The 19,428-nt window shown below is 53.7% G+C and carries 23 protein-coding genes; 21 read left to right on the plus strand and 2 right to left on the minus strand.

The features are described 5' to 3' along the window. The first annotated feature begins 76 nt into the window (after nt 1–76). From ACAM29_RS20270 to ACAM29_RS20295, 6 genes are all read left to right on the plus strand, one after another. A complete protein-coding gene (locus tag ACAM29_RS20270) occupies nt 77–448 on the plus strand; it encodes a hypothetical protein (protein WP_369625391.1) in 372 nt (123 codons plus the stop codon). Between the two features lie 63 nt (nt 449–511). Continuing rightward, on the plus strand, nt 512–841 hold the full coding sequence (locus tag ACAM29_RS20275; RefSeq protein WP_369625392.1) for a hypothetical protein: 330 nt from the start codon (nt 512–514) through the stop codon (nt 839–841). Between the two features lie 38 nt (nt 842–879). Beyond that, nucleotides 880–2,307: a hypothetical protein gene (locus tag ACAM29_RS20280; protein ID WP_369625393.1), complete on the plus strand. Its 1,428-nt coding sequence runs from the start codon at nt 880–882 to the stop codon at nt 2,305–2,307. A 149-nt stretch (nt 2,308–2,456) separates the two neighbouring features. Next, nucleotides 2,457–4,016 carry a M23 family metallopeptidase gene (locus ACAM29_RS20285; protein ID WP_369625394.1) on the plus strand — a complete coding sequence of 520 codons (1,560 nt, stop codon included), beginning with the start codon at nt 2,457–2,459 and terminating at the stop codon, nt 4,014–4,016. A gap of 13 nt (nt 4,017–4,029) precedes the next feature. Continuing rightward, nucleotides 4,030–4,623: a hypothetical protein gene (locus ACAM29_RS20290; protein WP_369625395.1), complete on the plus strand. Its 594-nt coding sequence runs from the start codon at nt 4,030–4,032 to the stop codon at nt 4,621–4,623. 19 nt (nt 4,624–4,642) lie between these two features. Further along, nucleotides 4,643–5,611, plus strand: coding sequence for a hypothetical protein (locus ACAM29_RS20295; RefSeq protein WP_369625396.1), 969 nt, complete (start codon nt 4,643–4,645; stop codon nt 5,609–5,611). Between the two features lie 66 nt (nt 5,612–5,677). Here the strand turns inward: ACAM29_RS20295 and ACAM29_RS20300 are convergent, their stop codons facing one another. Together ACAM29_RS20300 and ACAM29_RS20305 are read right to left on the minus strand one after the other, a co-directional pair. Continuing rightward, nucleotides 5,678–6,544: a hypothetical protein gene (locus tag ACAM29_RS20300; protein WP_369625397.1), complete on the minus strand. Its 867-nt coding sequence runs from the start codon at nt 6,542–6,544 to the stop codon at nt 5,678–5,680. Nucleotides 6,545–6,600: 56 nt separating this feature from the next. Continuing rightward, nucleotides 6,601–7,350: a hypothetical protein gene (locus ACAM29_RS20305; protein ID WP_369625398.1), complete on the minus strand. Its 750-nt coding sequence runs from the start codon at nt 7,348–7,350 to the stop codon at nt 6,601–6,603. Between the two features lie 128 nt (nt 7,351–7,478). On the opposite strand from ACAM29_RS20305, the gene ACAM29_RS20310 reads away from it, so the two are divergent. The 15 genes from ACAM29_RS20310 (at nt 7,479) to ACAM29_RS20380 (ending at nt 19,418) form a co-directional block, all read left to right on the plus strand. Further along, nucleotides 7,479–11,738 carry a DEAD/DEAH box helicase gene (locus ACAM29_RS20310; protein WP_369625399.1) on the plus strand — a complete coding sequence of 1,420 codons (4,260 nt, stop codon included), beginning with the start codon at nt 7,479–7,481 and terminating at the stop codon, nt 11,736–11,738. 39 nt (nt 11,739–11,777) lie between these two features. After that, nucleotides 11,778–13,112: a hypothetical protein gene (locus tag ACAM29_RS20315; protein ID WP_369625400.1), complete on the plus strand. Its 1,335-nt coding sequence runs from the start codon at nt 11,778–11,780 to the stop codon at nt 13,110–13,112. Between the two features lie 18 nt (nt 13,113–13,130). Then, on the plus strand, nt 13,131–13,865 hold the full coding sequence (locus ACAM29_RS20320; RefSeq protein ID WP_369625401.1) for a hypothetical protein: 735 nt from the start codon (nt 13,131–13,133) through the stop codon (nt 13,863–13,865). A gap of 19 nt (nt 13,866–13,884) precedes the next feature. Continuing rightward, nucleotides 13,885–14,214, plus strand: coding sequence for a hypothetical protein (locus ACAM29_RS20325; RefSeq protein ID WP_369625402.1), 330 nt, complete (start codon nt 13,885–13,887; stop codon nt 14,212–14,214). A gap of 55 nt (nt 14,215–14,269) precedes the next feature. Then, nucleotides 14,270–15,427 carry a hypothetical protein gene (locus ACAM29_RS20330; protein WP_369625403.1) on the plus strand — a complete coding sequence of 386 codons (1,158 nt, stop codon included), beginning with the start codon at nt 14,270–14,272 and terminating at the stop codon, nt 15,425–15,427. Between the two features lie 186 nt (nt 15,428–15,613). Beyond that, nucleotides 15,614–15,925 carry a hypothetical protein gene (locus ACAM29_RS20335; RefSeq protein ID WP_369625404.1) on the plus strand — a complete coding sequence of 104 codons (312 nt, stop codon included), beginning with the start codon at nt 15,614–15,616 and terminating at the stop codon, nt 15,923–15,925. A gap of 3 nt (nt 15,926–15,928) precedes the next feature. Beyond that, nucleotides 15,929–16,120: a hypothetical protein gene (locus tag ACAM29_RS20340; protein ID WP_369625405.1), complete on the plus strand. Its 192-nt coding sequence runs from the start codon at nt 15,929–15,931 to the stop codon at nt 16,118–16,120. Nucleotides 16,121–16,183: 63 nt separating this feature from the next. Beyond that, on the plus strand, nt 16,184–16,345 hold the full coding sequence (locus ACAM29_RS20345) for a hypothetical protein (protein ID WP_369625406.1): 162 nt from the start codon (nt 16,184–16,186) through the stop codon (nt 16,343–16,345). Nucleotides 16,346–16,347: 2 nt separating this feature from the next. Then, nucleotides 16,348–16,641, plus strand: a complete 294-nt coding sequence (locus ACAM29_RS20350; RefSeq protein WP_369625407.1) for a hypothetical protein — start codon at nt 16,348–16,350, stop codon at nt 16,639–16,641. Between the two features lie 49 nt (nt 16,642–16,690). After that, entirely contained in the window at nt 16,691–17,302 is a 612-nt protein-coding gene (locus ACAM29_RS20355; RefSeq protein WP_369625408.1) for a hypothetical protein, read from the plus strand. Between the two features lie 2 nt (nt 17,303–17,304). Next, nucleotides 17,305–17,640 carry a hypothetical protein gene (locus ACAM29_RS20360; protein ID WP_369625409.1) on the plus strand — a complete coding sequence of 112 codons (336 nt, stop codon included), beginning with the start codon at nt 17,305–17,307 and terminating at the stop codon, nt 17,638–17,640. Further along, the gene (locus ACAM29_RS20365) at nt 17,633–18,040 is read left to right on the plus strand and encodes a hypothetical protein (RefSeq protein WP_369625410.1); all 408 of its coding nucleotides are present in this window, start codon (nt 17,633–17,635) and stop codon (nt 18,038–18,040) included. Before ACAM29_RS20360 ends, ACAM29_RS20365 begins: the two co-directional genes overlap by 8 nt. A 121-nt stretch (nt 18,041–18,161) precedes the next feature. Next, entirely contained in the window at nt 18,162–18,368 is a 207-nt protein-coding gene (locus tag ACAM29_RS20370; protein WP_369625411.1) for a hypothetical protein, read from the plus strand. A gap of 123 nt (nt 18,369–18,491) precedes the next feature. Further along, nucleotides 18,492–19,250, plus strand: a complete 759-nt coding sequence (locus ACAM29_RS20375) for a hypothetical protein (RefSeq protein ID WP_369625412.1) — start codon at nt 18,492–18,494, stop codon at nt 19,248–19,250. Nucleotides 19,251–19,253: 3 nt separating this feature from the next. Then, a complete protein-coding gene (locus ACAM29_RS20380; RefSeq protein ID WP_369625413.1) occupies nt 19,254–19,418 on the plus strand; it encodes a hypothetical protein in 165 nt (54 codons plus the stop codon). Nucleotides 19,419–19,428: the final 10 nt, after the last annotated feature.

Here is a 19,428-nt window from a genome sequence, read left to right on the forward strand (position 1 = left end):
TAATCACTCTGTGAGTGTCGCGTGAGTTACTGGCGTGAGCGATTAGGTTGATGCCGAAAGGCGTGGGAGGTGAGTCATGGCTGTATTGATGGGAGCCGTATCAGCGACTCGCTGGTCGGGTTTCGATATGGCGCAGAATCATATGCTGTCTGACATTGAAAATGTTCAGACAGGGATGGAGTCCGAGGGTTTTGCTGACCTCGTACCAGACTCCATGTTGGGTGTAGTTCACCAGGGTCTTGAAATCATGGATCTGATGGATCCGATCGAGCAGGCATCGATCGTCATGAAGGCTACAGGAATGGATGCCAGTCTGTTCGATATGGGTGAAGCGTCCGGTCCCTTGGATCTGGGTGCCCTTGAGACTCAGACACTGGATGGTAAGACTGCCATTCGGGCTGAAGACTTGGTGCAGACTAAGTCCAACAATGGTCCTGGCATGGGATAAAGTTCAAACCCCGGTACGGTGCGCACCCGTGCCGGTTCATTGCAATCAAAAAGGGTAAGCAAAATGTATTCAATTAACGAAGAAGGCATTCGTGTTTTTTTGGAATTTCACCTCGCTCCGTTAGAGGTGGAAGGCGAGGAAGGTGAATCGCTGACATTAATGTCGCATGGCGATGATCCTATGCCGGTTGAGGTGCCGGGTGAATACGAACAAAAGCTTCGGGCTGTTCAAGTGGATAGTTCGTGCTTTATCGAAGTTGAATCCCAAAGGGGTGAGCGTATGCGACTAATGGAGTTCCGAGGCGTCCAGAAGGACTTTTTCCCTGACGGAACTGACCATCTCTACCTGGTTGCTGAGAACGGTTTGCTGCGCTGCCCGCTGGAGTTTCGATAATACGCGCGAGCGGTCGCTGATTAAAAGAGGGTAAAAAAATGTCAACGTCACGTTACAATGTGGGACAGGTTATAACCATTCGAGATGGTGAGGCATGCCTGGCGTCCGCTCGCGAACGATTTAATGTTCATCGCATGATTAAACAGGCGGTTGAGAAAATTCCGCCAGTGGTACGCCGGAATGCAGTAGGCGTTGTGCTTGCGACCGCTGCAGTGGCAGGGGGAATAGCTGCTTCCACGGCGGTTGTTCATCAACTGCCGATGGCTACTGATTCAACGTCCGTTGAAACTGAAGAAATGAGCAGTGATCATTACGATGCGGTTTTTGGGCAGCCTGGTATGCACAGGATGGCAACCAAGCTGGGCTTGATCGGAGGGGGGGAGGTGACGGACCCGGTAGTGCCTTTGATATCCTTCAATGAACGCTTTGCAATTGAAGCCGCCGCCGCCCTGCATCGTGGTCAGTATGATGATGTATTACCCTTGGCCTCGTTAGCCATCACTCAAGGTGACGTTGCTGATCCAGCGCTTCGAACTCTGCTGGTCAGTATGACCTCTGAGGCCGCTGATCATTACCACAAGAACGGAAATCCCGACGAGCAGCTCCAAGCGGCGAAGTTGATAAGTGACCTCCAGCAAGCTGGACTTGAAAATTCTGCACTTCAGTCCATCAAGAATAACTTGGTCGAAGAGTTTATCGCGTCTGCCACACCGGATCAGTTGGTTGAGTTTGTGGATGATGCTAACCGTGGCAACCTACAGGTTCTCGGTAATACGGCTGATACGGTGCTTATGGCGCTGTTGGCGGATGGCCATGAACGTGCCGCTCTCAGAGCACTCAGTTCTGATTGGGTGCTTAAGAACGCACCCTATGCAGTTAACCAAGCCATCGAAACCATCATCGAAACCGGCAGTCCTGAAGGTATCGAACGCATTCTTCACCTTGAGGGGCGGGTAAAGCTGTCTCCTGAGCTGGTAGAGCTGGGTATTGAACGCCTAATTGAACGCGGTGAGAGTCAGCACCTGGTCTATGCCGTAGCGGCCGTGATTCATAACGACTTGCTGAATAAGACCATCGACTTCGATCGTGTATTTGATGTCGTTGCTCAGTCTGAGCATTACGTAGATCAGATGGACTTTGCCCACGTGGCCTTCCGCTATCTTAATGCAGACCAGCTACAGGCAATTGAAGAGCGTGTGCTGGATGAAGGTCGACCCAAAGAGATTGTAGCCTGGGTCAATCGCATAGAGGGGGCGGACCATACGGCGGCATTTCATGCGTTGGCGAAGAAGACGCAGGTTATGCCGTCAGCGGATGCGGCAGATACGTTCAAATCGTTCAGCGAGGCCGTTCAATACATGCGTAATCGGACACAGGTTACAACCCAGGAAGCCGGTATTGAACATGGTGACGACCCTCTAGCCCACAAAGGGCCAGGTGTTACGCATAAACCTATTCGAATGTGAGTCTTTAGATGTTGAACAAACGAGATCTGAATGCTTTTTTGGTTCAGGGCGTCATAACCAAAGTACCTTCCAGTTGTGGCGGCAAGCCGGTAAGGTTGCCGTGGATTGCACGGTGCTTTTCCCTTTTGAATACTGATTAAGAGGGCTCCATGGATCTCCAGCAAGTAGTCGTATACTCAGTGAACAACGGACACCTGCAGGCAGAGCCTGATCCCCGTCTGCGCAGTCATGCGACTGATCGCCTTCGTGTTGCAGCAGCGACATCTATGTTGTCTATTGCCCTCGCTGGAGGCCTGGCGGTGAATCCGGCAGAAGCCAATCCTCGCTTTTCTCCGGAAGCCTACGCTGCCTTTGAGCAGCGTCAGGCAGAGGGTAAAACGTCCAGCCGGTTTTCCAAAGAATCAATCGAGGCGCGCATGCGTGGCGATCATGCGGCTGTCACAGAAAGTCGCTTGCCAACCCCTGATGAAGTGCGAAGAGCTGTTCAACAGGCCCATCGTGGGCATGCGCCTTCGGATACTGCAACCGATATGGACCGCAGTCTGCATGCTGCCATACAGTCGGTAGAAACGCTGACGGGTGCGACGATTGAAGGATTCATGAAGCAGTACGGCGGTGATGGGGCGGGAAATGCGATTTCTCTTGAGCTTGCGCCCTACAAGCCGGTGCCGGCGGATGAATTGACGATGGTGTCCTTAACCATTGATCAGGGATTTTATACTGACGCAACTGCAGCTGGCTGGGATCGCAATGCCATTGCGGCGGTGTCCAGTGTGGCGGGATGGCATACGGATCTCAGTTCACTACAGTCTGGTGATACGGTGACGTACAGCGCCGATCTGTCGGTGCAGCAAACAAACCCACTGCAGATGATCCATTCGCTTTCAATTGAGCAGCAGGGTGAAGACACGCTGTCCGTTGTGCAATATGCGAGTGAGGATGGTTCGGCTGGGTTCTATCATGCCGATACAGGTGTCCCTTTGCGTCAGGATGTGTTTCATACGTTACCGGTGACGGGCGAGCTCGGCGAGGACTTTCGGCTGAGTAGTGAGTTTGGTTACCGTATTCATCCTGTAACAGGTCAGCGTTCACACCATAACGGCATTGACCTTGCGGCTCCAGCCGGAACGCCCATCTTGGCAGCGGGTGATGCCCGGGTAAAAACCACCGCGGTAGGTCCTAATGCAGGCCGCTATGTGGTCCTGGAACATGATAATGGGGCCCTGAGCTTCTATATGCACATGAACAGCATCGCTCCTGATCTCAGAGTAGGTGACCGCATACAGCAAGGTGACTACATCGGCGATATCGGCTCCACCGGGAGATCAACGGGTTCTCATCTTCATTTTGAGTATCGTTTGCCCACCGGAGCGCTTGCAGACGGATCATTGGAGTATGCACCTATCGATCCGTTGCGTGCACTGATCAACGACAGGCCGATGCAATCAGGCACCGAAGTTGTGCAGGGGTTCGATATTCGACGCAGCGAGCTCCTTGCGTTGCATGAGGGTCGACAACCCCAGAGGGTCACTGTTGCTAATTCACCCGCTGGGCCTGATTTTCAGCAACGCCATGGTAAAGGCTCCTCGCTCTCACGTGTCTTTGAGTCACCCGCTGCCTGGCAGTCACTGGCTCAATCAGAAGCCGATGACGACGCTAACAAGTGCGTCGACCATGTATCTCGAACATCATCACCGTCTTTGGGTTAAAGAGGATTCCAACATGTCTCAAGAACAGAATGCACAGCGCGCCAATGTATTGGGTTATACCGTTAAAGAGGCCGTTATGAGCGTTGAAGCTTTGCCTACGGGCGCGGTATCACGACTCAAAGATGCCGCTCGCAAGTCGGCGGTAGGGCTGGCTGTCATTGTTGCGCTTAGCGCTGGCGGCATGGATACGGCCGAAGCCTCATGTCTGAACGATGGAGTGCGGAGCGGAGCGCAGCAGGTCAACCCCATGAATCGTGATGGCTCGGTTTCTCTTCATAAGCTGGATCGACTGCGTCAAACCAATGATGCGCAGGGCTGGCGCATCGTAGATCGTGCAGTTGACAGGGTCATTGATAACTGTGCGCGCGATTCTGGTATAAAGGATTCTCGTGACCGTCGTATGATCAAGGACGTGATTAAGGCAGGGATTAATCTTTTCGGTGATGCAAGCGATCGCGTGCCGGCAGATATTAAACGTCCGCAAGCTCAAAATGTGTTCCAGGAAATAGCCAGTTCATCTTCAGGCGTGGACGCCACATTGCGCTCTTTTGCAACCCTTTCGGATACAACAGGTTCATCGCCTTCCAGCCCAGAGCCGGTGGCCTAAATACCGAAAGGGATGTCCCATGTCTGAACAAACACTGGAAAACCTTCATTCCGCGAAAGCCTTTGGTTATACCGTGAGCAACGGCGATATCACCGCGGGTGCGCTGCCGGATGGCACGCTGGATCGGTTGAGTGATGCGGCCAAGAAATCGGCCATCGCCATCACGGTGGCGGGGGCAATGGCGGGAGGCGCAGCCCAGGCGGCCGAGACGGTCGAACCAGTACCTACAGCGAATGCAGGTCATGTCTTTCAAACCGATGACTATCAGGCGTTTGCCCCATCGTCCGCATCAAGTTCAGAGGATGGGGGTCCTAACTGCGTAGGTGGGGGCATCAAGAATACCCTCAATTCCATCAACCCATTTAATGAAGGGTTGTCGCTGCGTAAGCTGGCCAATATTGGTGTAGCAGTGTACACCAGCGGCGCCTCACTCGCAGCAGGCGCCGTAGCGAATGTGGGTGACGGATGTATGTTCGATGAGCCGGCTACAACCCGGGCCGGTCAATTCGGGCAGACGGTTGCACGGGGCGCACTGCACAGCGTAGCGGGCCTGGCAGGGGGTGATGCCTCCATGGCCGTGTCACTGCCGCTCTCGGTAGCAAGTTTGACGACGGATGTGGTTGATAAACCCTTTATCGGTGGTAAGAACGCAGATGCTGCTGTTGCTCCAACGGAGCCACCCAGTTGGCAGTCGCTGGCCAAGCCAATCGATGAACACGTGTCAGCGCCTCAGGCCGCCACCGCAGACTGGCAAAGTTTGGCGAAGCCCGCAGCCGAAATTCAGGAACGCGATGTCTATCTGGATGATCGGGGCTATGAGATCGTGGATCACCAAAGCCGTAACGATGGGTCCAAGTTTGGTAATGCCTTCGTTGAGCTCCAGCAAGGCGGTCAGACGACTTGGCAATCGATGGCTGTGAAAGATGGTGAGCACGCTGCAGACGATGTTGCAGAAGTGACTCATAGTTCCCCTTCCTTGGGAGGGTGATCATGAAGAGCATCCGCTAGGTGAGACAGTACTGTTCTATCCACCTAGCGGTGCGCCCCTCCTCAGTCACATTGAGGGTGAAGGGCTTTGGCTTGTCTGCATCAGCGGGTCTTCATTGTCTACCATTGATTCTGATGCGCTGAGGCTTTCCAGCCGTTCATCCCCGTCATAGTACGGTGCCTGGACAGGATTCTCTTCGTCCATCTGCATGAGGAAACCATTGCCGTACTGATTGTGCACAAGCACCTCCCCTGGCATAGAGGCAATCGTAACGGCAAATTCATCATGGCTGTATTCAGTCGGTGATTCCGCATCAGGCGGGTATACGTGAATGCGTGATACACCGGCATCGAATTCAAGTGAGAACATAGTCTTTTCACCCAGCGGGCTGGTGATTTCGATGTCGCCGTTAGCGATCTTCGATATATCGATGGAGCCGGTTTTTCCTTTAAGGGAGGGTGGAAGCTCATCATCTGGGCGCCAGTCTGGCATCGATACGCGAGGGTTCATCAGCGCCAGATCCCCGCAGTTCAGCGCTTCACACAGTTCATCGATACCTTCATCATCCAGCGAGGTATCGTTGTTATCGTCGGTTGCAAGAGCGTGAATATGATCCGAGCGGTTACAAGGGTCGCCCATGCCGGCTTCCTGGTAGAATCGCAGCGCCGCCAGCAGGGTGTTGACCATGGCGGGCTCAACGCGAAGCTGGGCTTCGTTTGGCGTAGACATAGGTTTTTTTTCGTCGACCGCTTCTGCCTCCAGGGCATGCATAACCCAATCCCAGTATCCGAGTTGAGTGTTGCCTTCAGCGGCTTCATGCTGCCAATCCTCACGTTCGTAGCGAGGATGTTGCGCCCATCCTTCGCTGGTATCCAGCGCTTCGTATTTGGCTTGCAGCTCTTCAGCATTGAGTTGATGGTCTGGTTTCGACATGTGTACACCTGTTCAAGAGGTTGAGTGCCGCGTCCATCGGATCGCGGCATGTGGATTTAAGATATTGACGGCACAGAATGCGCTGGCGCCGTTGCCAATAGATCATCCTCATCGTCCTCAGGAGTAAAACCCTCAGGGACTAGGATTTCATCCTGACGTACGGTGTCCGACATGAAACCACTTACAGTGACAGCCTCAGTCATGTTGTCAGCGGGAAAAAGTAGGGTATCGGTCGCAATAATTTCCCCGTCCCGCACACGTGAGAGGCTAAGCGCACGGTAATGGGTTGTCGAATCAGAAGAAGGCACATCCACCGCATCCGCTCCGGCCATTTGAGGCTCAGCAAGCTCGATATCGACCCGGTCGGGTACCGAGTCTGCAATCGCGCTTTGAATGTCCGCATGCAGATCTGCCTTGTAGACTTCGATAATGCCTGAGCCCTGGATGGGTATATTGAGCTGATGGCAGTTGTTGATCAGCGTTTTCGCTGCGGCAATGGCATTCTGGTATTCGGACGTGATGGTGCCCAGGGTTTCGGGGGTGTTCAGATTACCCTCGTCCCCGAGGTTGAACGAGATGTACATGGTACGCTCATTCACATCGTAGGTGAGCTCAAATCGACTGAGCTGGCCATCAGTATTCTCAGGAGTGAGCGCGCGCCATACGCGCAGATCTAGGTAATCATGATTGTCCGCGAACTCCGCATCTTTCCAAGGATGATCGGACTGAATGGCTATGGAGTTCTGAAACGATTTCATTTGTGCAAACACGTCTGCATCGATGGACGATTGAGTAAAGGTATCCATGCACTGTTCTCTCACTGCTGTGAAAAAGGTTTTTTGTGGCGGCGCCCTCGTGCACGATGTTCTGGAACGCCTCGCTCCGCTTTGCTATTATCATAGCCAGTTAAACCAAATATTTAAAGGTGGTGTTCATGGCCTCTGCAGCAGAAATACCCCAATCTGAAAATACAATCGGACGCCTCTCGGCTTTTGGTGTTGATGAGCCGTGGAAGGTTGCACTTCTGCTGCCTCGCCGTTGGGACGATTTTTCTGTTCTGACCGACAGCCTGCATGACATGAGCCCTGAGTCCAGTGGGGCACTGGTCTGCCGCGTGGTGTCACAGCCCTCCTTTGAATTTCAAAAAGGCCCGCCCCGAGCTAATTTACTCATTGAAGATGGCCGGGGTGTTCAGGCCAGCGTGACGCTCTTCGGTGATACCGGGCAGGCCCGTGATTTGGTGGTGGGCAAACGGTACCTGATGAAGGGCAAGACGGATACCTATAACGGCCAGTTACAGTTCCGGCTTGATGAGGTTGTCCAGACGGCTTGGGCCGGTCGAGCCCGGCCGGTGTACCCGGGCAAAAGCGGTGTAATTGGTCCTGACCTGGTGCGCCAGCGCCAGCTTGCACTGCTTCCTCAGCATATGACGGAGGCGGCCGAGCAAGTGATTGAACGGCTGGCGCCCTTAGGGGATGAGGCCCATCTGCTGCAGCTGGCGAAGGCCGCCGGCCAGTTCAACTCGATTGAGTCCATTTTGTGGATGGCTCACTTACCTGAGACCATCACACAGGGTGAGCAGGCGCATGAGGCGCTGGAGCGACTTGCAGCGGCCGATATGCTGCTTCGCGCACGCGAGGAGGCCGGTGCACAGGTGGTGCGTGAGCCACTGCTGCTGAACACGCAAGCGCTTGAAGCACGCACCGCCGCTTTGCCGTACCCCTTGACGGATGAGCAATCGAAGGCGGTTACCGAAATTACCGAAGACCTTCGCAGGCCTGTGGCTATGCGCCGTCTGTTGTCCGGCGATGTTGGTACCGGAAAGACGGCTGTCTATGGCACTGCTGTGGCTGTGGCTGCAGACGCTGGCGCTCGCTGTGTGGTGATGCTGCCAAACATCAATCTGGCCACGCAGGTATTCCGTGAAATGGCGGAGTATTGGCCTGACCTTGATATCAAATTGGTCAGCGGTGACACCAAGAAGCGTGAAAACCTCCGTGATACTCAGGTGCTGGTGGGCACCACGGCGTTATTAAACCGCGCCATCGGCGATCGTGATCTTGTGGTTGCCGACGAGCAGCACAAGTTCAGTAAAGCTCAGCGAGAAAAGATGGCGGCCGGCGGTGGTCACCTGCTTGAGGTTTCAGCGACGTCCATTCCGCGTTCTCAAGCCTTGCTCCAGTTTGGCGTTATGGATCTGTCCATGCTCACTAAGGGGCATGTGGAGAAAACGCTGCACACCCGCCTGCGATACCAGGAAGATCGTGCCGAGCTGTTTCAGGATGCTATTGCCTCCATTGAAGCCGGCCACCAGTTGGCGGTGGTCTATCCGCTGAAAGAAAACCAGCCCTCCGGTGATGATGCGGAACCGGTGTCCGAGGCCGATGAGCGTAAATCCGCAATCACCATGTACGAGTCATGGGAAAAACGTTTCCCTGGGCGTGTGCGTCTGCTGCATGGTCAGATGAGTGACCAGGAAAAGCAGGATGTGATCGCGGACATGAAAGCCGACAAAGCTGACATTTTGATCTCCACCACGGTGATCGAAGTCGGGCTGACACTGCCGCGCCTGCGCCGCTTGATGGTCATTAGTGCTGATCGTCACGGTTTGACCGGCTTGCACCAGCTGCGCGGACGGTTGGCACGTCATGGCGGCGAAGGCTACTTTGACCTGTACATTCCGCAGCCGAAGGACCAGATCAACCCAGCCACCATTGAGCGCCTTTCGATTCTTGAGCAGACAACGGATGGTTTCACCGTGGCTGAGCATGATATGACCCAGCGCGGGTATGGCGAGCTTACCGGTGAGAAACAGTCCGGTAAAAGCGATGGTTTGCTACTGGGCAGGTCACTTGAGGTTTCACGGCTAACTGAGATGACGGCCGCCTTGCCAGACCTGCAAAATACAAAGCCGGAGCCGGTGCCGATGCAGACGGGCCCACTTGATCATCTTGCCACCCAATCGACTGACGCTGAACCTGCGCCAGCCCGCGCCACGATTGAGAGTGTTTCGGCTGAGTCTGAGGTTGGTGAGAATCAGACAACAGACTCCAGAGAAACCCCTTCGGCTGCTGATACCCAGGCACAAGGAGTCGATATGAGTGATCCTAAACCGGCGTGGGAACTCACCCGTGAGGCATGGGTTCAGCAGGCAATAGCGCGTGACATCTATGCGGACGCCTACATGAATGATGACAGTCTGCGAGGTGGTTACATTGAAGGCCTTGAGCGTCGTTGGTTCGAGTTGCTGATGGAACATAGCTCTGAGGGCCGCATTTCGAATGTTGCACTCGATGACCTTGTGTCACGCGAGGGGTATGACGGGCTGCGTTCATTCATTGGCGTGCACGAGAAGGGGGTAGAAGGCTACCTGATGCCCGACTTCCGTTTGTGGGAGAAGACGTACAGCCAGATGCTCAGCATGCACCAGAAAGGCGAATTGGGCCCTACCGTCCGAAACGTGCGGGAATTCCACCGCATGGCGATCGAGAATGCGCTTCGCCGCGGCGAAACACTGCCGGAGGCTGTGTTAAAGGATTATCCGCAATATGCCCAAGCTCAACAATCAACCGGTGATGATCAGGACCATATGGGCATGCCGATGGAAAAGCAGCCTTGGGAAATGACACGCAAGGAGTGGGAATCCGAGCGTGAAAAAGTCAGACCAAACACCGGGCAAACGCGCTTTACCAAGCATTCAGCAAATGAGGCCGTGCGTAATCACGAGAGACTGATGTTTTTAACATTCTCGGTCACTGAGTTTGCGTCAGATCAGATCCGCAAGGCCGCCAACGGGGATATCACGCTGTCCCCCGAGGAGCTTGAAACTCTGGATGAGCGCATCAAAACGCCGGTGCATCATCGTGATGTGATTGAGAAGGCTCTAGCAGAGGGGCTTCCTGTGCCGCAGCACATACAGGATGAGTACCCCGACTTGAGGCCAGGCAGTGGCATTTCGAATCAGTTGGCGGCTGTTGAGAGCGGCACACGTGACGGAGCGACTAGCTCTCTGAACGAGACAGGATTTGCTCGCATGCTGGATCAGGTTGAAGAGCGATTGGCTCTGAAGCCTGGTGCTCTCTACCAAGAGTACCAGTCGCTTGTGGACGATGGTTATGCTGATCCACAGTGGGTGTTGAAAAACTCACTGTACGATCAATACAACAGCGGCCTTGAGGCGGTAGGCGGGTTCCCTGAGTGGGGACTGACACCTCTGCAGAACACCTTAATCGATGCACGCATCCAGCGCATAGTCGATCGTGCTTTGAATCAAGCTGATGCTGGTGCTACCCATAGCACTGAGCAGGTCGAGACTGCACCGAACGCCCGGGGCGATCTGACACTGACAACAGGGGAGCGGGTAAAACTGCCGTCTGGGGCGGTATCTTCAGCTGTGCCGAAGCTCGACTTCACCAACGAGCGCCGCTCACACGCCTCTATGATGCGGATGCATGCCTGGCTTCTCGAAAACGCAATCACGGAAGCCGCTGCGCGCGGTGATACCACCAACCTCGCCGTGTTCGAGCAGTCTTTGGATGCGCGTAACTTGTCTGCGGCCGATATCGACAGCCTCAACATGTACCTGTTTGATCGCCTGGCGGCTACCCAGATTCAGGTCGCCGTTGAAGACCAAGCGCACGCAAGCGTGGTGAAACCCTCACCTGAACCGGTACCGGCAGCGGAACTGCGAGATGTCGCGGTCATGGAGCCGGTGAAGTGGTTTGGCTCCAATGAGAAAGCGACTGGCTGGGTGGCGCGTCAGAGCGATCCAGCACAGTTTGACATTGTGGCCAGCGGCAATAGCCGATTCGAAATCTTCAAGCGTGATGCTCAGCAAGAGGTGAGTGCATCGACTGCCGCGCCAGCTCCCGCTGCGGCAGAGCCGGCCGTTAAAGTGGCGCCCGCACCTGTTGCCGCTCAACCCGAGGCGTCAGCGCCTCTGTCTGTAACGAGCTCGGATAGCGCTGCAAAGGAGGCGGTACATCAACCGGATAAAGGCGATGCGGATGCGTTTGTGGATCAGATGATGGCCGTTGATGCGCCCAAAAAACCACTCACGGCCGAGGAATACAAAGCCAACCTGATGCGCGAGCAGGGTGCGACTGATGCTTCAGATGCCAGCCTTCGTGATGAAGACGAGGTTGATCCGCTGGCGCCTACTGGTCATGAGCCGGTACAGCCGGGGTTGTGGTAATGGCCTTCGGACATCAAGTAAGCGCTTAAAGGAGTACCAATGACTCTCCACTCTACAGCTTCCAAAATGTACCAAAGTTTGAGCGGTGATAATCCTAACCGCACCATGCGAAAAGACATAGCGGGCCTGCTCGCTGCCCGCCTGGACGCCGAGTCTGGCAAGCACAGGGCTGCGCATGAGCCATCGGATGACCTCAAGCAGCAGTTGGTCGATGCGATCGAAAAAGGGCGGTACATGTTTTGGGCCGGTGCCGTTGATCAGCGTGTACTGTCGAGCGAGCGTTATCCAACGGGCGCCTGGGCGTATGCCACGCTGAATGCAGCCTATTTCGATGAGCATGCCAAGCGCGTTGCGTTGGAAGAGGCTGGAGGCCCTCTGTGTGTAGGGCTTCTGGAGGATCATCACCGGAGGCAGAGGCATACGCTCTATGCCATGGCGGCGATCGGCCAGGAGCTGGAAAAATGGGCGTCAACCAGTCCTATGGATGGATCTCGTTCGGCGAGCGAATTGCTTGACGGGGAATCGACGTTACAGCGCGGATTAACGCCCCACGGGTACACGCTTGCGCGGACGATCCAGCATCTGGGTGAGGTCTGCCGCGTACTGAAAGCGGATGTACCTCATGCACCGGATACTGAAACCTTGCGTCACAGCTTTGACCCGGGTCGACTGTCCATAACGGTGCAGCAACAGTCCTTGACGCAGGCCTCCTTCAGTGCTGAGTATGAAGGTCGCCCGCTATTTGATCGGGCAACGGACGCCTTATTGACGTTATTGCAGATGAGTCCAACGAAGTGCACTGAGCGTTGTGTTGTATCGGTCCTACCGGATCTGCTGACGCATGTCGGTTTTATACGTGAGCAGTATGTATCAGCCCTCTCGCAGCGTGACGATGCACTGGATATACTGCAGCAGCTGGCCAATGAAACGCTGGCGCTGATAGCTGCGCGGGATCATGAGCTCAACCGTCCCACTACGGCAGCTGACGTGCTGCGTGAAACAGCTATATCACTACTGACTCGGATTGATGCCCAATATGACGCGGTTCAGGTTCCTTGGACGCAGTGCACAGTTGACGGACGCCACGGGGTGATAGGTGCAGTGTCACACGTGTACCGCGGGCGGGATGCCGTAAACCAGGCAATTACGCACAGGGAAGAGCTTGAATCACGTGGGTACGTTGATCTAAAGATTGCCTGTGATGTTGAGCGCCAACCTCTGGAACACTTGTCACACCTGTTTTTCAATGCCCGGCCCGATGCGTATTTGAGCGGGTATGCAGCACAAGATCGCAGGGGTTTCGCCGCCGAGGAGGTCGATCCGCTGGCGCCGGAGGGTAAGGTGAAGAACCTGCTCGACTGGTCCGATATTTAAATCGATAAGGAGCGTTTCATGCACAGCCTCAATGACAACGATTGTCAAAGTGCCGCATTGGTCTTTGCCTGCAGGCAGTTTCTCAGGACAGCCGAAGGCAATCCTGTAGAGCGTGACGAGTGCAAAAGGCTGCTGGCCAGTTGTAACTCAGACGATGAGATCCGCCAATGCATCAGCCGTTGGCAGTATGCCGGCTATACACTGGCACCAGAATACGAAGGTATTAGCTGGGCGAGCATGCCAGGTTTGATCCTGGATCATGCGCAGTTCACGTATGCCGGTGCGCTGGCGCAGGCGAAGCAGATGGCGCAACAGTTAAGTGAGCCAAACCGGCCCTATCTTGATCGAAAGACCTGGTGGCCACAGTTGCGGATCAAAGGTGAATTGCCAGCGGAAGAGGTCATGGCTCTGACCGAGGTGTCCATGGCGATTCAGAAGCTTATGAATCAAACGGTAGTGTTGGCACATGTGGTCTTCGACCACCAGGGTATATCCTCTCAGGAGGCTGTTGATCGTTGGGTTACAGCCGTCGAGTCAGCGGGTGCTGATGATGCTGTGGATGATCAGGACCTGCTGAAGGAAGCCGGGCTGGCCCTGAGGGAGCCAGTTGAGCATCTGAGTATTGCTGAACTTGACGATCACATGAATAAGCTATCACGCGATCTGTACTACAGCGCAGTCGAGCTGGCGCAAACCGAATCGGATGAGTTGGCTGGTCGTGTGCGCCCTTCGGCACCCGGATTTTCAATGTAAGGTAGGAAAGGAGGCTGCAATGGCCGTTGTATTTGAAATTGAAACCTGTGCGGGTGATACGATCATCTGCAATATTCACGGTCAGGGCGGGCGTTTGGGTGGCGGTGCTGCGCATCTGTCCGATGAGTTGCAGATCGAGCAGGCGCGGGACAGTGTTGACTCAACCCTGTTTTGCTTCCGAAGTGGTCTGGATTCTCAAGCGGTGTTCGATCTTCATACGGAGGAAGGTCGGTACGATCTCCCGCTGGATAGCGTCAAGACAGTGAAGGCCCTACGGGTTGGCATGATCGAGCCACAGCCAGACGATGCACTGGCGCAGAAGGACCAGTTGCCCTCGCTGGGTATGTGAGGGTTTCACCGGTTGCTACAGGTTGTTTAGAAATACATTATTGAGGATGCAGACTATGGGTATCGGTGCATGGCGCCCGGACGACGGGCACGAAGGCTTTACAATCAAGACAACTGACTTTGATGAAGATCAGCATGACGAGTTGCGATGGGAGTTGATACACGTGCTGACGTCTGCCGGTTTCAATAAACCCGATCCGGACCGACCGGAAATGTCCATGTGGCGAGGTGATGCAGAGCACATTGCATACCATGACCTGGTTAACGTTTTTCTAGGTGGGTGGGAGACCGATGTGTTTGTCGACATCGCACCGGTTGAAGGGTTTGATCCGAAATCACTCGCGTTGGGCGACTACGACTTCTATGATCAGTACCAGGATGCGATTATGCCGGTGATGGCCGAGCGTATTGCCCGGGCCCAGGAAGCCGCCAAAGATCTGATGATTAACCACCTGATCGATGCAGGGTATACCCCTCGGTATGCAACATCAGGCTATACGTCTGAGGCGTTTCGGAAGGACACGGATTTCGATAAGGAGGACGTGGTCAAAACCAGTCATGCGCTCGCCGAAAAACCCAGCCTGGCGAAACAGATGCAACAGTTCATTGACGAGGGAGTGGGCCGTAATGCGCTGATTGAGACCCTCGCTACACAGCCTCACTATGCGGCCTATTTCGGCGGCCTTGTTGTGTATTTATACGGAGATGAACTGATGGGCCTTCCGTTGGGCCTTGGCACCTCTGGGCCAAAGGAGGACGAGTTCGTTCACATGATTTCGCTGCAGCATGTGGCGGATGAAATCCCCGAGGTCATTGTCGCGATCAAAGCGGATGCTACGCCTGAGCAGGATAGCGGGGGTTGTCCGTTACCCATTCGGGTGAAGGACGAGTTTCTACCCGCTATTGAATCGGAATTAGCGAGAGAGCAAGTTGTCGCGGAACGCGAATGCTCACGTGACATCCCGTTGTTCATCGCGCTGCATGAGCGTGAGGCTGCTGAAGTTCATGATGAGTGCTTGTATGCAACCGGTTGGGAGCAAGCGACGGATATTCGCAACATTGATCATTTGACCTTCGATGATTATTCGCAGCTGATAGAAGGCAATATTGTGGATGAGTCGGTTGAGGGGGGCTTGGAGGAAATGGAAGTTGATCTCTCTTGCGACCCTGATCCCTTCGCAGAAAGCGTAAGGACACCTTCGCCTTCACCGTAGTCGAGACTGTTTTGCTCGAACCCTCCCGAACCAGAAACCTGCTCACAAAGCAGGTTTTTTTAATTCTGGTATGGACAGATGCGCTCTATAAAACTATATTGGATGCACTCGAATATAAATATATTGATTGTCCTGCATGTGAAGTGCGCTGCAGTAGCCGGGGCGTCACGGCGATGAGGGAAGCTCATGAAAATCGAAACATACGATCATCATAAACCGAAGGATGGTTTTGTGGTGCGAACCGTCATGCCTGTGCTGATGGCGATCTTTTGTGGAACAGTTTTGCTTACCCAATTAAAAGCTGCAGGGATGTTTCCTGTGTCATCGAAGGACAAGCAATGGATTGCCAATCAGATAGAGCAGAATCCCAATCTGGGGCTGAATGATTCGTTTGTAAACAAGCTGCGAAATAATGGTGTTTATTTCAGCGAAGGGGATCGAGATCTGATACTGATATATTGGGCTGCCAGATTGCGCAACAAATCCGATGCGGATTAACCCATGAGCGATGACGAATATCGAGAATTCCGTCGCGGCATACTGTTCGCCTTATGCCGACTGCCTATCTACGGCGGAGCATTTGAGGACATTGTGACTCAGGCCGGTGGCTTTGACGAACTATTGGAAGTTGCAAATCCGGAAGAGCGTGCGTTATTAGTCGAGGCTCGCAGTCTCATGCTGGATGAAGACTAATACGGATGCAATAAAATGCCTGTCACAGGCAGGGTGCCGACACAGATTAAAAGGAAAAATCCCATGAAAACATGTGACTCCGGATATAGTCGCAAGGGTTATTACGATCTGCAGGTTGAGGTTGCCCGGCTACGTGGCGCCACGCCTGAACTGCCACCCTACCCGCTGAAGGCGAAGGCCTCCAGCGCTACGGTATTCGCTGGAGTGGCCCTGAGCAGCCACTGACCGTGCCCATGGCGGAAGGTTACTGGACCCCATGGCATCTGGCCGATGAGCTGGTAAAGGAATGCCGTCGGCTGCGTGAAAATCTCAAGACCTCCGAAGAGCGCAGGCGGCGCCAGGGCGCCGAGATCACGGCGGGTGCACAAGAACAGATCGGCATGATCAATGCCGAATGTATGCGGCTAGAGCAGCGCCTTGGCCAGCAGGAAGCGCTGGCGCTACAACTCTGCGATGCCGTCGAGAACGAGGATGATCTACCCCCCCTACTCAGTTCGCAATGCCGAGCAAAAAACTGGTGAACCAAGTACGTGAGCAGGCGGGCGCCGCTTCAATGAAAAAGGATGCAATATGAACGATCTGATAACAGAACTGGATGCTACGGCTCGCCGCCTGGCGGCAGAGGGGCATACCGATGAGCCCGCCATGCTGGCGCTGGCGGCTAAAGAAATTGAGCGACTGAAATCCGAAGCGGAGCGATTCCGCAACTACAGCGTTATTCTGGGACACGTTTCCGCATTGCTGGAAAACGAACAGATGGTTGATGGTATGACACCGGCCAAGGCGGTTGAGCAGGTTATTTGTGAGCGCGATCAGTTGACGGCGCATTGTGAAAACCTGTCTATGGCGGCATCAATGGCTGTCGGTGCGCTACCAAACAAATCATGCATTGCAGACGTTTGCGTCGCTGCTGTTCGTCACTTCAACGGCACTGGTGGTCAGAGTGTTGAACAATCCATGGCCAGGCACGATGCCGAGGTGATTGATAGGGAGATCGAGTGGTTGCATACCAACTACCCACATCTTGATGGCCCACACCTTGGACTGCTGCACTCTCGCGCCAATCAACTACGCCAGCCAGTCAAGGAGGTGCAGCCATCCAAAGAAAGCTGCGAACTGGAATGTGGCGCCTACGGAGCCTACTGCCGTTGTAATGATGAAAGCAAAAGTCAGGAGGCGTGATAATGGCAAATTATGCAGTGGATGGCCTGGAAGAGGAGATCGTGAGGCTCAAGGCAGAGAATGATCGGCTTATGGCTGCCGTCGCATTGGCTGTTGAAGCGTTCAACAATTATGGCATGGACGTTGAAACCTACCCAACGACTGAGCATGTGCGGTTGATGAACAACCTGTACGGCGTGCTTGCCCAGCATGATGCTGCAGTAATTGGTAACCTGAAATTTCCGGTAATGCTGAGGAAATTGTGGTCTGGTGCGGAGGTGCAAGCGTGGTTGGCGAATGAGGCCAACAGAGTACATAGCATCAACTCAAGTGGGGGCAGTGATGAACATAGTGGATGAACTACGAGACATAGTGGCAGATTTTCCACACAGCTCGGTCGCTTGTGTCGCACGTAAAGCGGCAAGCGAACTGGAGCGGCTGCAGCAGCTCGTATTAAAGCTGGAAGAGGATGTGTGCAAACAGAAACAGCTGGGGTATGTACATGCTGGTGTTTTGTGTGGCCATCCTCAGGCTGAGGGTCGTGTGACCGTAAATGAAACGGCCGATTGCTATTTTCACGATTGTCTTAGATCAACGCGTGAAACAGTTTCGCATCAGAATGATTTGGCTGATGCGGCCAAGGCTATCGACACCACCATGGTCATGTCCGATGCGAAACTGTTTCAATTGATGAATGTCCACCCGAACCCCGTAACAAGAGCGGTCTACCGAGACATGTGGATTAATCGGCAGGCGTAACCCGGAGCAGAGCAAGGATATTGTGAAAAAGACTTGCGTGAAATCCCAATGGGAACTATAGTGAGTATTAGAGCACTGCTTGCTCTACTCAAGGAGAGCACTTAAGGAAGGAGGATGGTTGATGATAAACGTACCCCAGAACCCAGTAAGCGCAGCTGAAATACGAGCGTATCGTGAACAGCATGGCTGTGGCCTTTATGAAGCCAAATCGATATTGGAAGCTGAGTATCGCGCTAGAGTGAAAGCAGCTATACGACAGGCTGTTCAAGAAGCGGAAACGATGGGCGAACTGAAAGAAGCAATTACGGCCTGGCTGGATCATTGCTGAGGGCGAATGATCAAATGCGCAAGCGCTTCGTAATGGACCCTTGATCCGAACCAACCAGGCCAAAACTGATTTTGAACCTGTCTTTTAACTATAAACGGTTTAACTATATAGTGAGGTAGACACATGACTGATTCCAAGTTTCATCAGGTGTTGCAATCAAATTCTTCGTCGCTCAGTCGAATTGAAACCATGCGGAAGGCACCCATTACCAATACCGGACGTAATTTGGTGTTTGGCGGTCTTGCTTTGGGCTCGATTGTGGGCGTAGGCATCATCGCTTTCCAGATTATTGCGGGCGTAGCGGCACTGGCTTTTGCCGCTGTTACGTGCACCGGGCTGTATTTTGGATTGAAATATCTGAAAGCGATGGATCCGGTCATTAAGCAAAAGCTCAAGAATCATCAGATCAAGTCGATGGTGGAAGAAGCTCGAAAAAATGCAGTGGCGCAGCTTGACAGTATTGTTTTGGATAACGAGCAAAAACTTGCGTCTGCACGGGCCGCACGAGATCGTATGGGGGCATCGATTGAACAACTGCGTTCAATGTTAGACCCAACTAATGCGGGCAAGCCGGCCTACGAGCAAAAACTTAAAATGCTGGAACGCATTGAAAAAGCTTATGTAGTAGTACTGGAAAACATGGATAAGGCCGCTGTTAGTCACAAAGCATTTAAAGAAAAAGTACGCGAGTTTAAGGACCTTGAGCGATTTAGTGTTATGGCTGCAGAAACACTGTCATTGATCAAAGGTACCGAACAGAGCGATCTGGAAGAGATGCTATCGCTAGCATCTTTCCAGCAGATCGAAACTGACTTCAGCGAGTCCATAATATCCATTGAAAACTATGCTCGTGATTTGGTTGTAGATGCAAAAGGAATATAAGCGATGAAGAAAAAATCATCAGAACCTACCAATTCCACAAAGTGGATGACGCGTGTCGTGCTGGGTCTTGGCATTGTCCTGATCATTATGGCTGGGCTCTCATACATCACCAGCACGCCTACTAACAACTCACCCAAGCAAGTTAAAGAAGCAAACCCATTTGAATAAAGGATCTGTA

The sequence above is a fragment of the Marinobacterium sp. BA1 genome (assembly GCF_041155135.1).
Classification (GTDB): domain Bacteria; phylum Pseudomonadota; class Gammaproteobacteria; order Pseudomonadales; family Balneatricaceae; genus Marinobacterium; species Marinobacterium iners.

Excerpts from the sequence above, each read along its gene's own strand:
- ACAM29_RS20270 (WP_369625391.1), top strand. The coding sequence starts at position 77 with ATGGCTGTATTGATGGGAGCCGTATCAGCGACTCGCTGGTCGGGTTTC.
- ACAM29_RS20275 (WP_369625392.1), top strand. The coding sequence starts at position 512 with ATGTATTCAATTAACGAAGAAGGCATTCGTGTTTTTTTGGAATTTCAC.
- ACAM29_RS20280 (WP_369625393.1), top strand. The coding sequence starts at position 880 with ATGTCAACGTCACGTTACAATGTGGGACAGGTTATAACCATTCGAGAT.
- ACAM29_RS20285 (WP_369625394.1), top strand. The coding sequence starts at position 2,457 with ATGGATCTCCAGCAAGTAGTCGTATACTCAGTGAACAACGGACACCTG.
- ACAM29_RS20290 (WP_369625395.1), top strand. The coding sequence starts at position 4,030 with ATGTCTCAAGAACAGAATGCACAGCGCGCCAATGTATTGGGTTATACC.
- ACAM29_RS20295 (WP_369625396.1), top strand. The coding sequence starts at position 4,643 with ATGTCTGAACAAACACTGGAAAACCTTCATTCCGCGAAAGCCTTTGGT.
- ACAM29_RS20300 (WP_369625397.1), bottom strand. The coding sequence starts at position 6,544 with ATGTCGAAACCAGACCATCAACTCAATGCTGAAGAGCTGCAAGCCAAA.
- ACAM29_RS20305 (WP_369625398.1), bottom strand. The coding sequence starts at position 7,350 with ATGGATACCTTTACTCAATCGTCCATCGATGCAGACGTGTTTGCACAA.
- ACAM29_RS20310 (WP_369625399.1), top strand. The coding sequence starts at position 7,479 with ATGGCCTCTGCAGCAGAAATACCCCAATCTGAAAATACAATCGGACGC.
- ACAM29_RS20315 (WP_369625400.1), top strand. The coding sequence starts at position 11,778 with ATGACTCTCCACTCTACAGCTTCCAAAATGTACCAAAGTTTGAGCGGT.
- ACAM29_RS20320 (WP_369625401.1), top strand. The coding sequence starts at position 13,131 with ATGCACAGCCTCAATGACAACGATTGTCAAAGTGCCGCATTGGTCTTT.
- ACAM29_RS20325 (WP_369625402.1), top strand. The coding sequence starts at position 13,885 with ATGGCCGTTGTATTTGAAATTGAAACCTGTGCGGGTGATACGATCATC.
- ACAM29_RS20330 (WP_369625403.1), top strand. The coding sequence starts at position 14,270 with ATGGGTATCGGTGCATGGCGCCCGGACGACGGGCACGAAGGCTTTACA.
- ACAM29_RS20335 (WP_369625404.1), top strand. The coding sequence starts at position 15,614 with ATGAAAATCGAAACATACGATCATCATAAACCGAAGGATGGTTTTGTG.
- ACAM29_RS20340 (WP_369625405.1), top strand. The coding sequence starts at position 15,929 with ATGAGCGATGACGAATATCGAGAATTCCGTCGCGGCATACTGTTCGCC.
- ACAM29_RS20345 (WP_369625406.1), top strand. The coding sequence starts at position 16,184 with ATGAAAACATGTGACTCCGGATATAGTCGCAAGGGTTATTACGATCTG.
- ACAM29_RS20355 (WP_369625408.1), top strand. The coding sequence starts at position 16,691 with ATGAACGATCTGATAACAGAACTGGATGCTACGGCTCGCCGCCTGGCG.
- ACAM29_RS20360 (WP_369625409.1), top strand. The coding sequence starts at position 17,305 with ATGGCAAATTATGCAGTGGATGGCCTGGAAGAGGAGATCGTGAGGCTC.
- ACAM29_RS20370 (WP_369625411.1), top strand. The coding sequence starts at position 18,162 with ATGATAAACGTACCCCAGAACCCAGTAAGCGCAGCTGAAATACGAGCG.
- ACAM29_RS20375 (WP_369625412.1), top strand. The coding sequence starts at position 18,492 with ATGACTGATTCCAAGTTTCATCAGGTGTTGCAATCAAATTCTTCGTCG.
- ACAM29_RS20380 (WP_369625413.1), top strand. The coding sequence starts at position 19,254 with ATGAAGAAAAAATCATCAGAACCTACCAATTCCACAAAGTGGATGACG.